Origin of the sequence: Micromonospora sp. NPDC005215 (genome assembly GCF_040607915.1) — a bacterium.
Classification (GTDB): domain Bacteria; phylum Actinomycetota; class Actinomycetes; order Mycobacteriales; family Micromonosporaceae; genus Micromonospora.
Genome location: NZ_JBEXHQ010000013.1, coordinates 73,658 through 92,089, shown reverse-complemented (window position 1 = coordinate 92,089; position 18,432 = coordinate 73,658). Strand labels below are relative to the sequence as shown.

13 protein-coding genes are annotated in these 18,432 nt (G+C 72.5%); 6 read left to right on the top strand and 7 right to left on the bottom strand.

The genetic code is table 11. From position 1 onward, the window contains the following. The first annotated feature begins 197 nt into the window (after nt 1–197). On the top strand, nt 198–572 hold the full coding sequence (locus ABZU25_RS13025) for a PH domain-containing protein (RefSeq protein WP_355029532.1): 375 nt from the start codon (nt 198–200) through the stop codon (nt 570–572). Between the two features lie 9 nt (nt 573–581). Here ABZU25_RS13025 and ABZU25_RS13020 read toward each other — a convergent pair whose 3' ends face one another. Continuing rightward, nucleotides 582–1,508, bottom strand: a complete 927-nt coding sequence (locus ABZU25_RS13020) for a 2-hydroxyacid dehydrogenase (RefSeq protein ID WP_355029531.1) — start codon at nt 1,506–1,508, stop codon at nt 582–584. A gap of 186 nt (nt 1,509–1,694) precedes the next feature. Here ABZU25_RS13020 and ABZU25_RS13015 point away from each other — a divergent pair, with 186 nt between their 5' ends. From ABZU25_RS13015 to ABZU25_RS13005, 3 genes are all read left to right on the top strand, one after another. Further along, nucleotides 1,695–3,512: a GAF domain-containing SpoIIE family protein phosphatase gene (locus tag ABZU25_RS13015; RefSeq protein ID WP_355029530.1), complete on the top strand. Its 1,818-nt coding sequence runs from the start codon at nt 1,695–1,697 to the stop codon at nt 3,510–3,512. Nucleotides 3,513–3,584: 72 nt separating this feature from the next. Continuing rightward, nucleotides 3,585–4,757 (top strand): PQQ-dependent sugar dehydrogenase, encoded by a 1,173-nt coding sequence (locus ABZU25_RS13010; RefSeq protein ID WP_355029529.1) that lies wholly within the window; start codon nt 3,585–3,587, stop codon nt 4,755–4,757. A 60-nt stretch (nt 4,758–4,817) separates the two neighbouring features. Then, nucleotides 4,818–6,440: a metallophosphoesterase gene (locus ABZU25_RS13005; RefSeq protein WP_355029528.1), complete on the top strand. Its 1,623-nt coding sequence runs from the start codon at nt 4,818–4,820 to the stop codon at nt 6,438–6,440. 48 nt (nt 6,441–6,488) lie between these two features. Here ABZU25_RS13005 and ABZU25_RS13000 read toward each other — a convergent pair whose 3' ends face one another. Together ABZU25_RS13000 and gatB are read right to left on the bottom strand one after the other, a co-directional pair. Beyond that, on the bottom strand, nt 6,489–8,846 hold the full coding sequence (locus tag ABZU25_RS13000; RefSeq protein ID WP_355029527.1) for a pyruvate dehydrogenase: 2,358 nt from the start codon (nt 8,844–8,846) through the stop codon (nt 6,489–6,491). Between the two features lie 118 nt (nt 8,847–8,964). After that, nucleotides 8,965–10,464 carry an Asp-tRNA(Asn)/Glu-tRNA(Gln) amidotransferase subunit GatB gene (gene gatB, locus ABZU25_RS12995; RefSeq protein ID WP_355029526.1) on the bottom strand — a complete coding sequence of 500 codons (1,500 nt, stop codon included), beginning with the start codon at nt 10,462–10,464 and terminating at the stop codon, nt 8,965–8,967. A 147-nt stretch (nt 10,465–10,611) separates the two neighbouring features. On the opposite strand from gatB, the gene ABZU25_RS12990 reads away from it, so the two are divergent. Next, nucleotides 10,612–10,830, top strand: coding sequence for a hypothetical protein (locus ABZU25_RS12990; RefSeq protein ID WP_355029525.1), 219 nt, complete (start codon nt 10,612–10,614; stop codon nt 10,828–10,830). Then, nucleotides 10,827–11,384 carry a hypothetical protein gene (locus tag ABZU25_RS12985; RefSeq protein ID WP_355029524.1) on the top strand — a complete coding sequence of 186 codons (558 nt, stop codon included), beginning with the start codon at nt 10,827–10,829 and terminating at the stop codon, nt 11,382–11,384. The genes ABZU25_RS12990 and ABZU25_RS12985 overlap by 4 nt, the downstream gene beginning before the upstream one ends. Before the next feature lie 71 nt (nt 11,385–11,455). On the opposite strand, the gene gatA is transcribed toward ABZU25_RS12985, so the two are convergent. The 4 genes from gatA to ligA all read right to left on the bottom strand — a co-directional run bounded on the left by gatA (nt 11,456) and on the right by ligA (nt 18,414). Continuing rightward, on the bottom strand, nt 11,456–12,931 hold the full coding sequence (gene gatA, locus ABZU25_RS12980; protein WP_355029523.1) for an Asp-tRNA(Asn)/Glu-tRNA(Gln) amidotransferase subunit GatA: 1,476 nt from the start codon (nt 12,929–12,931) through the stop codon (nt 11,456–11,458). A gap of 76 nt (nt 12,932–13,007) precedes the next feature. Continuing rightward, a complete protein-coding gene (gene gatC, locus ABZU25_RS12975) occupies nt 13,008–13,313 on the bottom strand; it encodes an Asp-tRNA(Asn)/Glu-tRNA(Gln) amidotransferase subunit GatC (protein WP_355029522.1) in 306 nt (101 codons plus the stop codon). 147 nt (nt 13,314–13,460) lie between these two features. Beyond that, nucleotides 13,461–16,121 carry an EAL domain-containing protein gene (locus ABZU25_RS12970; RefSeq protein WP_355029521.1) on the bottom strand — a complete coding sequence of 887 codons (2,661 nt, stop codon included), beginning with the start codon at nt 16,119–16,121 and terminating at the stop codon, nt 13,461–13,463. Between the two features lie 157 nt (nt 16,122–16,278). Next, nucleotides 16,279–18,414, bottom strand: a complete 2,136-nt coding sequence (gene ligA / locus ABZU25_RS12965; protein ID WP_355029520.1) for an NAD-dependent DNA ligase LigA — start codon at nt 18,412–18,414, stop codon at nt 16,279–16,281. Between the last annotated feature and the right edge of the window lie 18 nt (nt 18,415–18,432).

The window sequence follows — 18,432 nt, the reverse complement described above, 5'->3', positions numbered from 1 at the left end:
GGGGCACGGGGCGGTACGACGGTGCGGGACATCGGACACTCCTGGTCCGCTGTCCAACAATTGTGAACGATCGGCGGCCGAATTGGTTACGTGTCGGTCATCCAGAGGAGACAACGACCCCTGTCACTGTACGACGTACCACCCCCTCGGCACCGCCCGCCGCCAGCCGGATCGGTCGGGGGTGGGATCATCGGAGGGTGAGTAAGCCCGACACTGTCCGCTTCCGATACAACCAAGCCATCCTGGTCGCCTCGGTCATCGCCTTCATCGCTGCCCTGCCACTGGCCAACGCCCGGCTCTACCTGCTACCGGTGCTGCTCGTTCCGCTCGCCGTCGGGGTGTGGGCCTGGCGGGCCGGCACCGACGCCGACGAGCGGGAACTGCGCGTACGGGCGCTGGTCGGGCAACGCCGCCTCACCTGGGACCGGGTCGTCGAGCTGACCACCGACCAGCGCGGGCGAGCGGTCGCCCGGCTCGACGACGGCCAGCAGGTCACCCTGCCGGCCGTCCGTGGCGAGGACCTGCCCCGGCTGATCTCGGCCACCGGTCAGACGCTGCCCCACGCCGGCTGAGATGTCGGATCAGTAGCCGTCGACGACCGCGTTGATCAGCGGCTGCCCGGCGGCGAACCGGCGAACCTGGTCACCGACCAGTCGGTAGGCCCGCGGCAACAGGCCGCGCACCGACCCGGCCACGTGCGGGGTGAGCAGCACGTTCGGCATCGCCCAGAGCGGAGAGTCGGCGGGCAGCGGCTCCGGGTCGGTGACGTCCAGCGCGGCCGAGATCCGGCCGGTGCCCAACTCGGCGACGAGTGCCTCGGTGTGTGCCACCGGCCCTCGGGCGGCGTTGACAAGCAGCGCCCCGTCCGGCATCGCGGCCAGAAAATCCTTGTCGATCAGGCCACGCGTCTGGTCGGTGAGCGGCACCAGCACCACCACCACGTCCGCCTCGGGCAGCAGCCGGGGCAACTCCTCGACGGCGTGCACCCCCTGCTCCGGGCGGGCCGTCCTGGCGACCAGGGTGAAGCTCACCTCGAAGGGGGCGAGCCGGTCGCGCACCGCGGTGCCGATCGAACCGGCCCCGATGATGAGCACCCGCTTGCCGGTCAGCTCGTCGGTCGGGGTGTTTCCCTGGTACGCCCAGCGCCGTTCGGCCTGGGCCCGGACGAACGCCGGGAACGCCCGCAGCTGGGCGAGGATCGCGGTGACGACCCACTCGGCGGTGGCCGGGTCGTGCACACCCCGGGCATCGCAGAGGGTGACGCCCGGCGGCGTCCGGCCGGCCCAGGCGTCCGCCCCGGCGGAGAGCAGCTGCACCACCGCCAGGTCGGGCAGCTCACGCAGCAGCGCCGTCGCGTCGGTGCCGGTCAGGAACGGTGGCACCCAGACGCGGACGTCGGCCACCTCGGAGGGCAGCCGGTCGGCGTGCTCCAGGACCTCCACCGTCACATCCGGGGGCAGCTCGCCCATCAGGGTCAGGCCGGCCTGGTTCGGGATCCATACCTTCACGTCAGCCGACGATAGTCGCCGCCGCCGCGGCCGGCGCGGGCACGGGCACGAACCGGCGTCCCGGGGGATGGCGCGCGCAGCCGGGGCGGGCGAGACTCAACACACCGATGTTCGACCCGGGCCTGAACGAGGTATAACGAAGGGTCGGTGGGCCGGTCGGCCTCCGTCCCAGCAGACAGGTGCTCGATGACCGACGGCTCCCCCGGCACCGCCCGGCGTCCAATCGCCTCACCTGCGGCGCTGGGCGACCCGGAGCGGCTGCGCGCGCTCGCCGACACGGGGCTGGACGCCGTACCGGACGAGGCGTTCGACAGGTTCGCCCGGCTGGTCAGCGACCTGCTGGACGTGCCGGTCGCGCTGGTCTCCCTGGTCTCCGCCGACCGGCAGTTCTTTCCGGGCGCGTTCGGGTTGCCGCAGCCCTGGTCGGAGCGCCGGCAGACCCCGTTGAGTCACTCGTTCTGCCAGCACGTGGTGGACATCGAGGTGCCGATGGTGTTACCGGACGCCCGGCTCTACCCCCGCGTTCGGGACAATCTGGCCATCGACGACCTCGGCGTTGTCGCGTACGCCGGGATGCCGCTGACCGACCTCTCCGGCCGGGTGCTCGGTTCGCTCTGCGCCATCGACAGCAAGCCCCGCGCGTGGACCACCGCGCAGCTGCGGACCCTGGCCGACCTGGCTGCCGCCTGCTCGTCGGAGCTGCGACTGCGCATCGCGCTCGACGGCGCGCAGGAGGCCCGGCGGCGGGTCGTGCAGGCACACGAGCGGCTGGAGCTGCTGGCCGGGGTGAGCGAGACGCTGGCCGGCACCCTGGACGTGGGCACCGCGCTGCGCCGGCTGGCCGCCGCCATGGTGCCGCTGCTCGCCGACTGGTGCCTGCTCACCCTTATCGACCCGACCGGCCTGCCCCGCGAGGTGGTCTCGGTGCATCGCGACCCGGCCCGGACGGCGGACATCGACCGCTTCGGTAAGTTGCTGCGCACCGGGCTGAGCCCGGACTCGTCCATCCGGGCGGTGCTCCGGACCGGCCAACCCCGGCTCGGCAGCATCGCGTCGCTGGCCGACGTGACGAGGGGCACCACCCACCCGGAGATGGCGACAATCGCCGCTCGCCTGGGCATCGCGTCCTACCTGAGCGTGCCGGTACGGGGCGTCGGCGGCACCGTGCTGGGCGCGATCACTCTGGTCAACGGCGCCAATCGGCAGCAGTTCGACGACCGCGACCTGCTCACCGCTGTCGAGATCGGCCGCAGAGCCGGCCAGGCCGTCGGCAACAGCTCGATGTACGGCGAGCAGCGGCACGTCGCCGAGGTCCTGCAACACAGCATGCTGCCGCGGCTGCCGGCCCTGAAGGAGCTGGAGCTGGCGGCCCGCTACCAGCCGGCGGCCGACCGGGTGCAGGTGGGCGGTGACTGGTACGACGCCTTCGTGCAGCCCGAGGGCGACGTGATCGTCGCGATCGGGGACGTGGCCGGGCACGACATCGAGGCGGCGGCGACCATGGGTCAGCTACGCAACCTGGTGCGGGGCAACGCCTTCAACCGGCCGGACACGGTCGGGGCGCTGCTGAGCAACCTGGACAACGCGATTCGCGGTCTGCAACTGTCGATCGCGGCCACCGCGACGCTGGTCCGGATCTGTCCGCAGGACGCCGGCGTCCACGAGGTGACCTGGTCCAACGCCGGGCACCCGCCGGCCGTGGTGGTCCGCGCCGGCGGTGCGGTCGAAGTCCTGGAGGCGACGCCGGAGCCGCTGCTCGGTCTGGCCCGGCCGTCGGCGCGGACCAGCCAGTCGGCCAGTCTGGCCACCGGCGACACCCTGCTGCTCTACACCGACGGGCTGATCGAGCGGCGGGACCGCTCCATCGACGAGGGGTTGGACGAGCTGGTGGTCCGACTGACCGGCACCGACACGCTGCCCCTCGACGAGCTGTGCGACCTGCTGCTCGCCTCGATCCGCCACGGTGGGGACGACACCGCGCTGCTGGCCGTACGGGCACGGTGAACGGTGCACCGGCCGGGGTCGCCGGCACCCATCGGACTCGACCGGGCCGTCCGGCGGGCTACCCTGGGCCGGGTGAGAGCCCGTCCCCCGTACCCTCGCGTCCGTAGCCTCCGGGTGGCCCTCGCGGCGTCCTGCGCGGCACTGCTGCTCAGCGCGGGTTGCAGCTTCGGCGAACCGGAGCCCGACCCGGCCGGCGAGCCGCCCAACCTGCCGACCCCGTCCGCGTCGGCGAGCCCCGGCGGCGCCGGCCAGCAGGCGGTGGCGACGGTCCTCGCGAAGGGTTTGCGGGTGCCCTGGGCCATCGCCTTCCTACCGGACGGGGCCGCGCTGGTCACCGAACGGGACAGCGGTGGGATCCTGCAGGTCGGCCCCGAGTCCGGGCCGGACGGGCTGCGGATCCGCCCGGTGCAGACGATTACCGACGTGGCCGCGGCCGGCGAGGGCGGCCTGCTCGGCATCGCCGTCTCCCCCGACTACGCCCGAGACCGGACGGTCTTCGTCTACTACACCGCCGAGCGGGACAACCGGGTCGCCCGGCTGCAACTCGGTGGGCAGCCCACCCCGATCCTCACCGGCATCCCCAAGGCCAACGTGCACAACGGCGGCGGGTTGGGTTTCGGCCCGGACGGGCAGCTCTACGTCAGCACCGGTGACGCCGGTCAGCGCCCCCTCTCGCAGGACGTGAAGAGCCTCGGCGGCAAGATCCTCCGGATCACCCGGGACGGCAAGCCCGCCGCGGGCAACCCGTACCCGGGTTCTCCGGTCTGGTCCCAGGGTCACCGCAACGTCCAGGGCTTCGCCTGGGACGCCGCCAAGCGGATGTACGCCGTCGAATTCGGCCAGAACACCTGGGACGAGATCAACCAGATCACCAAGGGCGGCAACTACGGCTGGCCGGAGGTCGAGGGGCGGGCCGGCGACCGGCGGTTCACCGACCCGATCACGCAGTGGGCGACCGAGGACGCGTCCTGCTCGGGTCTGGCCGCCACGGACCGGCTGCTGGTCACCGGTTGCCTACGCGGCAAGCGCCTCTGGGTGATGGAGCTGACCGACACCGGCACGCTGCTCGGCCAGCCCAGTGAGCTGCTCACCAACCGGTACGGCCGACTGCGCGCGGTGGCCGCCGCACCGGACGGTTCACTCTGGGTGAGCACCTCCAACCACGACGGGCGAGGCAACCCCGCCGGCGACGACGACCGGCTCCTGCGGGTGGTCTTCGCGGGCGGCGACGGCGGCCGCAGCTGACTTCGTCACCATCCATTCGGGTTTACCAAGATCTTCCGACGGGCAGGTCAGACTTTCAGCATGGACGGGCAGCGCGACGAGCAGCACGACGACGCCGGTGACCGGGACGTCCCGGTGACCGACAGTGATTCGCCACGCCCGGGGCGCTCGCTGGTCGGCCCCGGCGGCCCGCTGCGCCGCATCGGGCTGATCGTCGCCGTGCTCGCCGTGGCCCTGGCCGGGGCGGCGCTCGGGGTGCTGGCCGGCGGTCAGGTGGACACCGACATCGGGCCGTTCCGGGCCAACCTCAGCATCTCCCCCTCCCGCGACGGCGGCACCACAGTCGACATACCGCCGCTCGGCGCGCTGCTGCTCGACAGCCACGACGGGCCGACCCACCTCACCGTGCGGCTGGGCGCACTCGACCAGGGACGCACCGAGGCGCTGATCGACGACCCGGCCAGCATCAACCGGGCCAGCCAGAGCGCCGTGGAGGACGTCCGCTCCGGTGTGATGCGGCTCGGCCTGCGGGCGCTCGGCGCGTCGGTGCTTGTCACCCTGATCCTGGCCGGGCTGATCTTCCGCAACGTCCGACGGACCGCCTGGGCGGGTGGGCTCGCGCTGCTTGTCACCGCCGGGAGCCTCGGCACGGCGGCGGCCACCATCCGTCCCCAGGCGATCGAGGAGCCACGCTACGAGGGGTTGCTTGTCAACGCACCCGCCATCGTGGGCGACGCGCGCCGGATCGCCAACGACTACACGAAGTACGCCGAGCAGTTGCAACGCCTGGTCGGCAACGTCAGCCAGCTCTACACCACCGTCTCGGCGCTTCCGCTGCTGGAGCCGACCCCGGGCACCACGCGGGTGCTGCACGTCTCCGACATGCACCTCAACCCGACCGGCTGGCAACTGATCCGGACCGTGGTGGAGCAGTTCGGCATCGACGTGGTGATCGACACCGGCGACATCACCGACTGGGGCAGCGAGCCGGAGGCGTCCTTCGTCGGCTCGATCGGCCTGCTCAAGAAGCCGTACGTCTTCATCCGGGGCAACCACGACTCCGGCAAGACCGCCGCCGCCGTCGCCCGCCAGCCGAACGCGATCGTGTTGAACAACTCGACGACGACCGTCGCCGGGCTGACCATCGCCGGCATCGGCGACCCCCGCTTCACCCCGGACAAGAACACCTCACCCGCCGGCAGCGGCCTGACCCCGCAGGTAGCCAACCAGGTGATCGACGCGGGCGAGCAGCTCGCGACCACGGTGCGCCGCTCACCCCAGCCGGTGAACATCGCGCTGGTGCACGACCCGGCGTCGGCCGGGCCGCTCGCCGGCACCTGCCCGCTGGTGCTGGCCGGGCACACCCACGCGCGGCAGGTGTCCCGGTTGCCCCAGGCGCCCGGCCAGCAGCCCACCGCACTGATGGTCGAGGGTTCCACCGGGGGCGCCGGCCTGCGCGGCCTGGAGGGCGAGAAACCCACCCCGCTGACGATGACGGTTCTCTACTTCGACCAGCAGAAGATGCTCCAGGCGTACGACGACATCACAGTGGGCGGCACCGGCCAGTCCCAGGTCAACCTGGAGCGGCACGTGGTGGCCGATCCGGCGCAGGGAGCGCCGGCGTCGGTCACCCCGACGCCGACCGGGGGCGCGCCGGAGTCGCCCAACCCCCTGCAGAGCCCGACCCCGACCCCGACCAGCTGATCCTGGCCCCACCCTGCCGGCTCAGCTCCGCGATCGGGCGCGGCCGGGTCAGCGCAGGGCGATGGCGGCCAGGGCGGCGTTGACGATGCTGCCGGGCAGCAGGTCGTGCAGGTCGTACAGCTCGGCGACGCTGCCGGACTGGCCGAACTCGTCAACGCCGAGCGGCACCGCCGGCGCGCCGACCGCCGAACCGAGCCAGGCCATCGCGTGCGACGCGGCGTCGTGCACTGTCACCACCGGCACCCGATCGGCGAACGCGGACCGCAGCGCGCCCGGCACGCTGGGCACCGTGGCCGTGCGCACGCCCTGGCGCAGGGTGCGCTGCCAGGCCCGGTAGAGCCGGTCCAGGCTCGTCACGTCCACCACGTGCGCGGCGATGCCCTCGTCGGCCAGCTCCGCCGCGGCGGCCAGCACCTCGGGCAGCACCGCGCCGGAGGCGGCCAGTTGCACCACCGGGGCGTCGACCAGGTGCGGGTACGCCTGGTGCGCGTCGACCAGCCGGTACGCCCCGGCGACCACCTGCCGGCGCAGCACCGCGTCACCGAGCCGGGTCCGGGCCGCCTCGAACGGCGCCTGGTCCAACGGACGGGTGCTCAACCGGAAGTAGTACGCGCCGTCCTCGGCGGGCGCGGCGGTCGCCGCCGCCCTCGGCCCACCGGCGATCTGCCCCAGCGCGTCGCAGAGCAGCCAGTCCAGGCTGGCCGCGTACGCCGGCTCGACGAAGGTCACCCCGGGCAGCTCCAGGCCCACCGACGCGGTGATTGTGGACTGGTGGGCGCCGCCCTCCGGAGCGAGGGTGATGCCGGACGGGGTGCCGGCCACCACGAACCGGGAGCCCGAGTAGGTGCCGTACAGGAACGCGTCGAGGCCGCGCAGCACGAACGGGTCGTAGACCGTGCCCACCGGCAGCAGCGGCTGCCCGGACAGGTCCCAGGACAGGCCGAGCTGACCGAGCAGCAGGAACAGGTTCATCTCCGAGATGCCCAGCTCGATGTGCTGCCCGGCGGGGCTCTCCGTCCAGCGCAGCATCCGGTCCTCGGTCCAGGAACGCTGCTCGGTGGGGGCGAACACCCCGGTCTTGTTGATGAACCCGGCGAGGTTGGTGGAGGTGGCCACGTCCGGGGCGGTGGTCACCAGGTAGCGGCCCACCTCCCGGTTCCGCGCCAGCTCCACGAGCACCCGGCCGAAGACCTCCTGCGTGGAGATCGGCTTGGTTGCGCGTACTCCCGTGCTTTCTGGGACGGTGACCCCCAGCGCGCGCTCGCGGGGCGCGCGGGACAGCGCCTCCCGGCGGGCGCCGGCCCGGATGCCGGCCGGTGACGCCGGGTCCAGGCGGTCCCACTCGGTCTCGGCGGTCAACCCCTGCGCGGCCCGCAGCGCGTCGACCTGCTCCGAGCTGAGCAGCGCGGAGTGGTTGCGCGGGTTGCCGGCGATGGGCAGACCCCAACCCTTCACCGTGTACGCGAACACGACGCTGGGCCGGTCGGTGACCGCGTCGCACTGGGCGTACGCGTCGAGCATCGCGGACAGGTCGTGCCCGCCCAGGTCGGTGACGAGCGGGCTCAGCTCGTCGTCGCTGACGTGGGCGATCAGCTCGTCGATGCCGGCCGGCGCGCCGTCCAGGAACTGCTTGCGCAGCACCGGGCCGGCCAACCCGAACAGCGACTGGTACTGCTCGTTGGGCATCGCGTCGATCCAGTCGCGCAGCGCCTCGCCACCCGGCCGGGCGTACGCCTCGGCGAGCCGACGGCCGTACTTGACCTCCACGACGTGCCAGCCGGCCGCCTCGAACTGGCCGCGCCACTGGTTGATCCGGATGCCCGGCACCACCCGGTCCAGCGACTGGCGGTTGAAGTCGACAAGCCACATGACGTTGCCCAGCCCGGTGGTGGCGGGGTCGGCGACCGCCTCCCAGATGTTGCCCTCGTCCAGTTCGGCGTCGCCGATCAGCGCCACGAACCGGGAGTGCGGTCGGGACCCGAAGTGCGCGTCGACGTAGCGCCGGGTGGCGGCGGCGAAGAGCGGCGCCGCCGCGCCCAGCCCCACCGAGCCGGTGGAGAAGTCGACAGCGTCCGGGTCCTTGGTCCGGGACGGGTACGACTGGAGGCCGCCGCGGGCCCGCAGCCGGGGCAGGTAGGAGCGGTCCAGGTTGCCGAGCAGGTACTGGATGGCGTGGAACACCGGGGAGGCGTGCGGCTTCACGGCGACCCGGTCCTCGGCGTCCAGGTGCGCGAACCACAGCGCGGTCATCGCCGTGACCAGGGAGGCGCTGGACGCCTGGTGGCCGCCGACCTTCACACCGTCACCGGTGGCCCGGTCGTGGTTGGCGGCGTCCACGATCCGGGTGGCGAGCCAGAGCACCCGCCGCTGGATCTCGTCCAGGACATCGAGGTCGTGCTGGGTCACTGTGGCTCCATCCGGGCGTCGCCGTTGACGCCCTCGCGAGGGGTGCGGGGTGGCCGCGTGGTCGACAGGTTGACGCAAGGCCGCCGCCGGGTCGCGGCGGCGGCCTTCCGGGTGGGTCTCAGCCCTGGACGCCGAGGCGCTCCAGGATCAGCTCACGCAAAGTCTTCGCGTCGGCCTGGCCCCGGGTGGTCTTCATGACCGCGCCGACCAGCGCGCCGACCGCGGCGACCTTGCCGCTGCGGATCTTGTCGGCGATGGCGGGGTTCGCGGCGATCGCCTCGTCCACGGCGGCGGTGAGCGCGCCGGTGTCCGACACGACCTCCAGGCCCCGGCTGGTCATGATCTCGGTGGGCGAACCCTCACCGTCGACCACGCCCTCCAGCACCGTCCGGGCCATCTTGTCGTTGAGCTTGCCGGCATCGACAAGCCCCTGCAGCTCGGCGACCTGGGCGGGGGTGGCGCCGATCTCGGCCAGCTCCACGCCGCTCTCGTTGGCCCGGCGGGACAGCTCACCCAGCCACCACTTGCGGGCCGCCGCCGGGGTGGTGCCCGCCGCCACGGTGGCCTCGATCAGCTCGACCGCGCCGGCGTTCAGCACCGACTGCATGTCCAGGTCGGACAGGCCCCACTGCTCCTGGAGCCGACGCCGGTGCACCCGCGGCAGCTCCGGCAGCGCGGCCTTCAGCTCGGCGACCCAGGCCGGGTCCGGAGCGATCGGCACCAGGTCCGGCTCCGGGAAGTACCGGTAGTCGGTGGCCGTCTCCTTCGAGCGGCCCGGGGTGGTGTCACCGGTGTCCTCGTGGAAGTGCCGGGTCTCCTGGGTGATCCGGCCCCCCGCGTCGAGCACCGACGCCTGGCGCAGCATCTCCGAACGGACCGCCCGCTCCACCGACCGCAGCGAGTTGACGTTCTTCGTCTCGGTGCGGGTGCCCCACTCCTGGCCCGGCAGGTTGAGCGAGGTGTTCACGTCGCAGCGCAGCGAACCCTCCTCCATCCGCACGTCCGAGACACCGAGGGTGCGGATCACGTCGCGCAGCTCCGTGACGTACGCCTTGGCGACGTCGGGGGCGAGCGCGCCGGTGCCCGGGATCGGCTTGGTGACGATCTCCACCAGCGGGATGCCGGCCCGGTTGTAGTCGACGAGCGACTCGGTCGCGCCGTGGATGCGGCCGGTGGCGCCACCGACGTGCAGCGTCTTGCCGGTGTCCTCCTCCAGGTGCACCCGCTCGATCTCGATCCGCACCGTCTCGCCGCCCACCTCGACGTCCAGGTAACCGTCGACGCAGATCGGCTCGTCGTACTGGCTGATCTGGAAGTTCTTCGGCATGTCCGGGTAGAAGTAGTTCTTCCGGGCGAACCGGCACCACTCGGCGATCGAGCAGTTCAGCGCCAGGCCGATCCGGATGATCGCCTCGATGGCCGCCTTGTTGGCCACCGGCAACGAGCCGGGCAGGCCCAGGCACACCGGGCAGACCCGGGTGTTCGGCTCGCCACCGAAATCGGTCGGGCAGCCGCAGAACATCTTGGTGTTCGTGCCCAGCTCGACGTGGGTCTCCAGGCCGATCACCGGCTCGAAGCGCGCAACGACCTCGTCGTACGCGGGCAGTGTCGTGGTCATGAGACGCTCCAGGCGCGATCCGGACAGAACCTGTCCAGCCTAATGGGGTTGTCCGATCTATCCTCGGCCGGGTTTCGTCAGGCGCGCGTGGCGTCTGTGGCGACGGGGTACGGAGCGACAATGACGAATACGGGGAGAGAGTCAGGAGTGCGGGTTCGACCGGTGATCCTCGCGGTGGTCGCGGTGTGGGCGGTGGCCGTCGTGGTCAGCGTGATCACCTGGCTCGCCGCCGGAGAGGACCGGAACCCGGACTCGGCAATCGAGTTGGTGCTCGGCATGGTGCTGCCCGGGGTGCTGGCGGTGGCGATCGCGTACGCCCTGGTGCACCTGCGAAACCGGCGGCGTCGGAGTCGAGGACGGCCGTGACAAGCGGGCAAAGTACCGCCGCAGACGAGCAGCTGACGCACCGGCGGCAACGCCGTAGCACGTACCTTGTCGCCGCGATCGTCGTGATCGCCACCGCAGCGCTGGGCACCGCCACCTTCGTCGGCCGCGGCACAGTGAAGTCCGACCAACTGCTCGTGTCGTTCGCGCTGATGCTGATCCCGCCGCTGATCGGCGCGGTCGTGGCCCTGGTCTTCGGCCGCCGGCTGATCAGGCGGATGCCCCCGACAGCCGGTGCCGACCCGGCGACCAAGCAGCAGATCGGGCGGGCGCTACGCGACGGGTCCACCGACGACCCTCGTCTCGACGCGCTGGCTCGCGAGGAGGCCCGACTCCGAGTCGGTCAACGCTGGCTGCTGTGGCTGTTCGCGGTGGTCGTCCTCACCCAACTGTCGGCCCTGGTGACCGCGGCCAACCCGTTCACCCGCGTACTGGCCGTCCTGCTGATCCTGCTCATGGCGGGTTCCGCCTGGTATCGCTGGCGTGGTCTGCGGGAGGCCCGCCGCTACCTCGCCGGGCCTCCGAGCCAGCCCTGATCGACAGCCAACCTGCCCGGACACGCGACCGGCCCCGACGGACGGATCCGTCGGGGCCGGTGGCGGCGGCGCTACAGCGTCGGCGGGGTGAACGTGCCGATCGCGGACTCCAACGCGGCGGCGACCCGGTACATCCGGTCGTCGGCCATCGTCGGGGCCATCACCTGCAAACCGACGGGCAGCCCCTCGGAGAGCCCACAGGGCACCGAGATGCCCGGCCCGCCGTACAGGTTGGTCGGAATCGTGTACAGGTCGGCCAGGTACATCTGGTACGGGTCGGCGGTCCGCGCGCCGATCGGGAACGCCACCGACGGGGTGGTCGGCGAGATCAACGCGTCGACCTGCTCGAACGCGGCGGTGAAGTCCCGGGTGATCAGCGTCCGGACCTTCTGCGCCTGCCCGTAGTACGCGTCGTAGTAACCCGACGACAGCGCGTACGTGCCGATCATGATGCGGCGCTTGACCTCCGGGCCGAAGCCGGTCTCCCGGGTCAGCGACATGACCTCCTCCAGTGACCGGTTGCCGTCGTCGCCGACCCGCAGGCCGAACCGGACGCCGTCGAACCGGGCCAGGTTGGAGGAGCACTCGCTCGGGGCGATCAGGTAGTACGCCGGCAGCGCGTACGCGAACGTCGGGCAGGAGATCTCCACGACCTCGGCGCCCATCTTGGTCAGCGCGTCCACCGACTCGCGGAACGCCGCCATCACGCCCGGCTCGGCACCCTCGCCGACGAACTCGCTCACGATGCCGAGCCGCACGCCGGTCAGGTCACCGGTCGCGCCGAGCCTCGCCGCCGCCACCACGTCCGGCACCGGCTGCGGGATCGAGGTGGAGTCGCGCGGGTCGTGCCCACCGATCACCTGGTGCAGCAGGGCCGCGTCGAGCACCGTACGGGCACACGGGCCGGGGGTGTCCAGCGACGAGGAGAAGGCGACAAGCCCGTAGCGGGAGGTGCCGCCGTAGGTGGGCTTCGCGCCCACGGTGCCGGTAACCGCGCCGGGCTGGCGGATCGAGCCGCCGGTGTCCGAGCCGATCGCCAGCGGCGCCTCGTACGCGGCCAGCGCGGCGGCGCTGCCACCACCCGAGCCGCCCGGGATCCGGTCCAGGTCCCACGGGTTGTGCGTCGGCCCGTACGCCGAGTATTCGGTGGAGGAGCCCATCGCGAACTCGTCCATGTTGGTCTTGCCGAGCATCACCGTGCCGGCGTCGCGCAGCCGCTGCACGATCGTCGCGTCGTACGGCGGACGCCAGCCCTCCAGGATCTTCGACCCCACGGTGGTGGGCACGCCCCGGGTGGCGAGCACGTCCTTCACCGCGACCGGCACACCCGCGAGGGGGCCCAGCTCCTCGCCGGCGGCCCGGCGCTCGTCCACGGCGCGGGCCGCGGCGAGCGCGCCGTCGCTGTCGACGTGCAGGAAGGCGTGCACCCGGTCGTCGACCGCGGCGATCCGGTCCAGGTGCGCCTGGGTCACCTCGACGGCGGAGGTCTCGCCCCCGGCGACCAGGGCGGCGATCTCCGTCGCGGTCATCTTGATCAGATCGCTCATGCCGTCACTCCGCTTCGCTCCGCGACGCCATGAGGCACCACCGCGCTGCACTGCTGATTCGCTCGCTCGCGCTCGCTCATGAGGCCACATCCTCGGTCAGGATCCGCGGTACGCGGAACCGCTGGCCCTCGGCGTCGGGCGCGCCCGACAGGGCTTCCTCCGGCGTCAGGCACGGTGTGACGACGTCCTCGCGGAAGATGTTGGTCAGCGGCACCGAGTGCGAGGTCGGCGGGATGTCCGCGGCGGCGACCTCGCCGACCTGGGCGACCGCCTGGAGGATCACGTCGAGCTGGCCGGCGAACGTGTCCAGCTCCTCCTCGGTGACGGCGAGCCGCGACAGGCGCGCCAGGTGCGCAACCTCCTCGCGGGAGATGGCGGCCATCCGTGCCCCCTTCTGATGTCCTGCTGGTCGGGCGGTGTGCCGGCCGCGCGACGACTGGAGCGTGACGCGCGGTGACCGGAGCGAGTCTATTGTTCCGCTCCGGTGCCGCGTCCCCGGACTCCCCCTCCCGGGGGCCCTCGTGCCGGGTCAGCGGGCGGGGCGGCGCGCGGTGTCCGACTGCGGGTGCCCGCCGGTGGGGCGCACCGGCCGGTATCGGGCCAGCCAGGTGACCAGCTCCGCGGCGGGCATGGGTCGGGCGTAGAACCAGCCCTGCGCCGCGTCGCAGCCAGCGGCGTGCAGCATCCGCCAGGTCCGCTCGTCCTCGACGCCCTCGGCCACCACCCGCAACCCCAGCGCACCTGCCAACTCGATCATCGACCGGACGATCGCCGCGTCGTCGGCGTCGTCGGCCATGCCGAGTACGAACGACCGGTCCACCTTCACCTCGGACAGCGGCAACCTGCGTAGGTGTTGCAGCGAGGAATAGCCTGTGCCGAAGTCGTCCAGCGCGATGCCCACCCCGATCCGGTGCAGCTGGGAGATGGTCGTCAGCACCCGGCGCGGGTCGGCCATCAACGCGCCTTCGGTGATCTCCACCTGTAGCCGCTCGGCCGGCACCCCGTAGCGGGCCAGCCGGTCGGCGATCTGGTCGGCGATCTCGCCGGTGTGCAGGTCGCGCACGCTCACGTTCAGCGCCGCGCGCAGGCCGATGCCGGCCGCCGACCACTTGGCGAGCTGCTCCACCACGTCGTCGACCACCCGCCGGGTGAGCAGCCGCATCACGGCGCTCTGCTCGGCGACCCGGATGAGTTCCTCCGGGTCGACCATGCCCCGCCGCGGGTGTCGCCACCGCAGCAGGGCCTCGACACCGACCACCTCACCGGTCGCGATGGCGATCTGCGGCTGGTAATACATTGTGATTTCCCCGGCGTCGTCGGCCGGCCCACCGTCCGCGTGCGCCCACCCCGTCGATTCGAGCGGTCGCCCCGGTGTGTCCGGCCCGATGTCCCGCCGCGGCCCGAGGCCGCCGTTGCCCAGGGCGGCGACAGCGCTTGCGTTCGGGGACCGCAGGCCGGTGCCGAGCCGGGCGCGTCGCTCCCGAGCCCGACCCGACCGGTTGCCGCTGGCCGCGGCACGGGTGTTGCGGCCCCGGATCGGGTCGGCGCCGGTGGCGATCTGGTTGATCAGCTCGTCGGCGTGCAGCAGTTCGGCGTCGTCGCGCCGACGGCGTCCCCACCAGCGGCCACCGGACGGCGGTGCCGTCGCGGTCGCCGGCGCCGGGTCCGCGTGCGGCGCGGCCTCGGCCCGCGTCCCGGTGGGCAGCGCCGCCCCGTCACCGCCGCGCACCTCGGCCGTCGCGCTGAGGGGTACGCCGACCACCTTCTCCGTGCCGGCCACCGCACCCGGCCCGCCGTCCCGGCCGTACCCGTCGGCCTGGTCGGCCGCACCCTCGTGGTGGCGGTGACCGGCCGGCTCGGCGTCGAACGGCCCGTTCACCGGCGGGCCGGACTCCAGCACCCGGCGCAGGTCGGCGAGGAGACCGAGACGCTCGGCGGAGTTGTGGTCGGACTCGGGGGCGTAGACGGCCACCGTGTCGTTGCGGTGCTTGGCGTCGTACATCGCCACGTCGGCGTGGCGCATCAGAGTGGCGAAGTCCTCGCCATGCTCGGGAAAGAGGGCAATCCCGATCGACCCGCCCACGTCCAACGGAAGCCCGTCGAGCGGCACCGGCTCGGCCAGCGCCTGGACCACCTGGTCGGCCAACTCCCGCGCCTGACCGACGTCGGTCAGCCCGGTCATCACGATGGCGAACTCGTCGCCGCCGAGCCGGGCGATCATCTGCGGTCGGGGCCGTACGTCGGTGAGCCGCGCGCTCACCTCGACAAGCAGCCGGTCGCCCACGGCGTGCCCGAGGGCGTCGTTGACGTTCTTGAAGCGGTCCAGGTCGATCAACAGCAGCGCCAACTGACCGTCGGGTTCGCCACGGGCCGTCCGCTCGGCATGCACGTGCACCTGCTCGGCCACCTCGGCCAGCAGGGCCTTGCGGTTGGGCAGGCCGGTCAGCGGGTCGGCGGCGGCGAGGTGCTGCTGTTCGACGGTCAGCCGCGCCATCCGGTAGACGGCGAACAGCGGCACCAGCACCAGCGGGATCAGCGCCGCGCTGACCCGCGCCGCCGCGACCAGCACCGGGGCGAGCAGCAGCAGTGAGCCGGTGGAGAGCAACTCGAAGCCGAGCCCCTGCCGCAGGGTGGGCCACCACCGGTCCCCGAAGCGCAGCCGCACCGCCCAGCTGACCAACCCGTAGTTGACGACGAACCAGGCAAGCGTCGCGCCGCCGACGGCAGCCACGTCGGTCCAGTGCAACCGCCCGCCGGAGAAGATGGTGCCGGGCCCGAGCAGGAGCACGCCGTACCCGGCGGCGAGGGCACACGCGTACTGCCCGACGTTGAACGCCGTCCGCCACGCCGCGTGCCGCATCCGCCAGCCCGACACGACCACCCCCAGCGCCTGCACCAGCACCGCCGGCCCGAGGCCCCAGCCGAGCAGGATCGCGAAGGTGAAGCAGGTGGAGGGGAACACCGCCGAGGTCTGCCTGCGCCCCGGCGGGACGAACGGGCGGGCGTCGCAGACCACGGCGAGCGCGGCCATCGTCCAGAACGCCACCGGCAGCTGGGACACCTCGTCGGGGAGCGTCGCGAGTGGAACGGCGGCGGTCACCGTGGCCACCACCAGGATGCCGACGACGAAGGCAGCGAACGGTGCCACCCGTCCCGGGGGCAGCGAGTTGCGTGGGTCGGCGACCTCCACGACACCTCCCGACCGACCGTCGGCGTGCCGGTGTGCGCGCCGTGACCCAATGAAACGCCCTCGGGCCCTGGTTTACCGGTATGACAGTCACGAATCGGTCGTAGTCGTAATTAAGTTGGTATACGCGACCAGTCGCCGCGCGACGGCGTCCGCGCGGTCAGCCGCCCGGTTGAGCGACCTCCCGTGCGGCGTCCGGGCCCGCGTCCAGCAGGACCTGGAACCCGGCCTCGTCGAGCACCGGCACCTTGAGGCTGGCCGCCTTGTCGGCCTTGGACCCCGGGTTGTCCCCCACCACCACGAAGCTCGTCTTCTTGGAGACCGACCCGCTGACCTTGCCGCCCCGGCTCTGGACGGCCTCGGCGGCCTGGTCCCGGGAGAACCCGGCGAGCGTGCCGGTCACCACCACTGTCAACCCCTCCAGCGGGCGCGGCCCCTCGTCGCCCGCCTCCTCAGCCATCCGTACGCCGGCCTCGGCCCACTTGCGGACGACCTCGCGATGCCAGTCCACCGCGAACCACTCCCGGAGGCTCGCCGCGATGGTCGGCCCGACGCCGTCGACCGAGGACAGCTCCTCCTCGGTGGCCGCGTCGATGGCGTCCATCGAGCGGAAGTGCCGGGCGAGCGCCTGGGCCGCGGTCGGGCCGACGTGCCGGATGGAGAGCGCCACCAGCACCCGCCACAGGTCCCGTTCCCGGGCGACCGCCAGATTGTCGAGCAACTTGCTGGCGTTGCTGCCCAGGCTGCCGTCCTTGTTGACGAAGAACGGGGACCGGGACAGCTGCTCGGCGTCGAGTTGGAACAGATCGCCCTCGTCCGCGATGACCTCCGCGTCCAGCAGGGCCGCCGCGCCCTTGTAGCCGAGCGCCTCGATGTCGAAGGCACCGCGACCGGCAAGGTGGAACACCCGCTCGCGCAGCTGGGCCGGGCAGCTGCGGGTGTTGGGGCAACGGATGTCGACGTCGCCCTCCTTCGACGGCGCGAGCGGGGTGCCGCAGGCCGGGCAGGTGGTCGGCATGACGAACGGCCGGGCGTCGGCGGGACGCAGCTCGACCACCGGGCCCAGGACCTCGGGAATGACGTCGCCGGCCTTGCGCAGCACCACCGTGTCACCGATCAGCACGCCCTTGCGCTCGACCTCACGGGCGTTGTGCAGGGTCGCGAGCGCGACGGTGGAGCCGGCCACCCGCACCGGCTCCAGCACGGCGAACGGGGTGACCCGCCCGGTGCGCCCCACGTTGACGTCGATGTCGAGCAGCTTGGTGGTGACCTCCTCCGGCGGGTACTTGAAGGCGATCGCCCACCGGGGCGCGCGGCTGGTCGAGCCCAGCCGGCCCTGGATGGAGACCGGGTCGACCTTGACCACCACGCCGTCGATCTCGTGCTCGACGTCGTGCCGGTGCTCGGCGTAGTAGCCGACGTATTCCGCGACGCCGGCCAGGTCGGGGACGACCCGCCAGCGGTCGCTGGTCGGCAATCCCCAGGATTTGAGCGCCGCGTACGACTCGGACTGTGCGCTGGGCTGGAACCCTCGGCGGGCACCGATGCCGTGCACCACGAGGCGCAGCGGCCGGGAGGCGGTGACCCGTGGGTCCTTCTGCCGGAGGCTGCCCGCCGCGGCGTTGCGCGGGTTGGCGAAGGGCGCCCGGCCCTGCTCCACCAGGCCGGCGTTGAGATCGGCGAACGCGGCGACCGGGAAGTAGATCTCGCCCCGAACCTCCACCAGCTCGGGAATGTCCGGGAATTCGGCGGACGGGGTGAGCTGGCTGGGGACGTCCCGGATGCTGCGCACGTTGGCGGTGACGTCCTCACCGGTGCGGCCGTCACCCCGGGTGGCGGCCCGGACCAGCCTGCCCTTCTCATAGGTCAGGTTGATGGCCAGCCCGTCGACCTTCAGCTCGCACAGGTAGGGCACCGGGCCGCCCGCGTCCCGTTCGACCCGCTCGGCCCAGGCGGCCAACTCCTCGTCGGCGAAGGCGTTGTCGAGCGAGAGCATCCGTTCGGCGTGGGTGACCGCTGTGAAGTCGGTGGAGAACGTGCCGCCCACGCGTTGGGTCGGCGAATCGGGTGTCCGCAGCGCCGGGAACTCCGCCTCCAGTGCCTCCAACTCGCGCAACTGCCTGTCGAAGTCGGCGTCGGGAATGGTCGGCGTGTCCAGCACGTAGTAGCGGTACTGATGCTCGGTCAGCTCCTGGCTGAGCGTGGCGTGCCGCTCCCGGGCCTGCGGCGTCGGCTCAGCCCCGGCCGCCGCCTCCTGCGCCGGGCTGACCTGCTGACCGATCTGCTCCTCGGACACACCGCCACCTTCGGACAC

Bases quoted from the DNA above. Each gene is read 5' to 3' on its own strand.
- gatA (WP_355029523.1), bottom strand. From the start codon at position 12,931: ATGAGCGATCTGATCAAGATGACCGCGACGGAGATCGCCGCCCTGGTC.
- ABZU25_RS13005 (WP_355029528.1), top strand. From the start codon at position 4,818: ATGGACGGGCAGCGCGACGAGCAGCACGACGACGCCGGTGACCGGGAC.
- gatC (WP_355029522.1), bottom strand. From the start codon at position 13,313: ATGGCCGCCATCTCCCGCGAGGAGGTTGCGCACCTGGCGCGCCTGTCG.
- gatB (WP_355029526.1), bottom strand. From the start codon at position 10,464: ATGACCACGACACTGCCCGCGTACGACGAGGTCGTTGCGCGCTTCGAG.
- ABZU25_RS13015 (WP_355029530.1), top strand. From the start codon at position 1,695: ATGACCGACGGCTCCCCCGGCACCGCCCGGCGTCCAATCGCCTCACCT.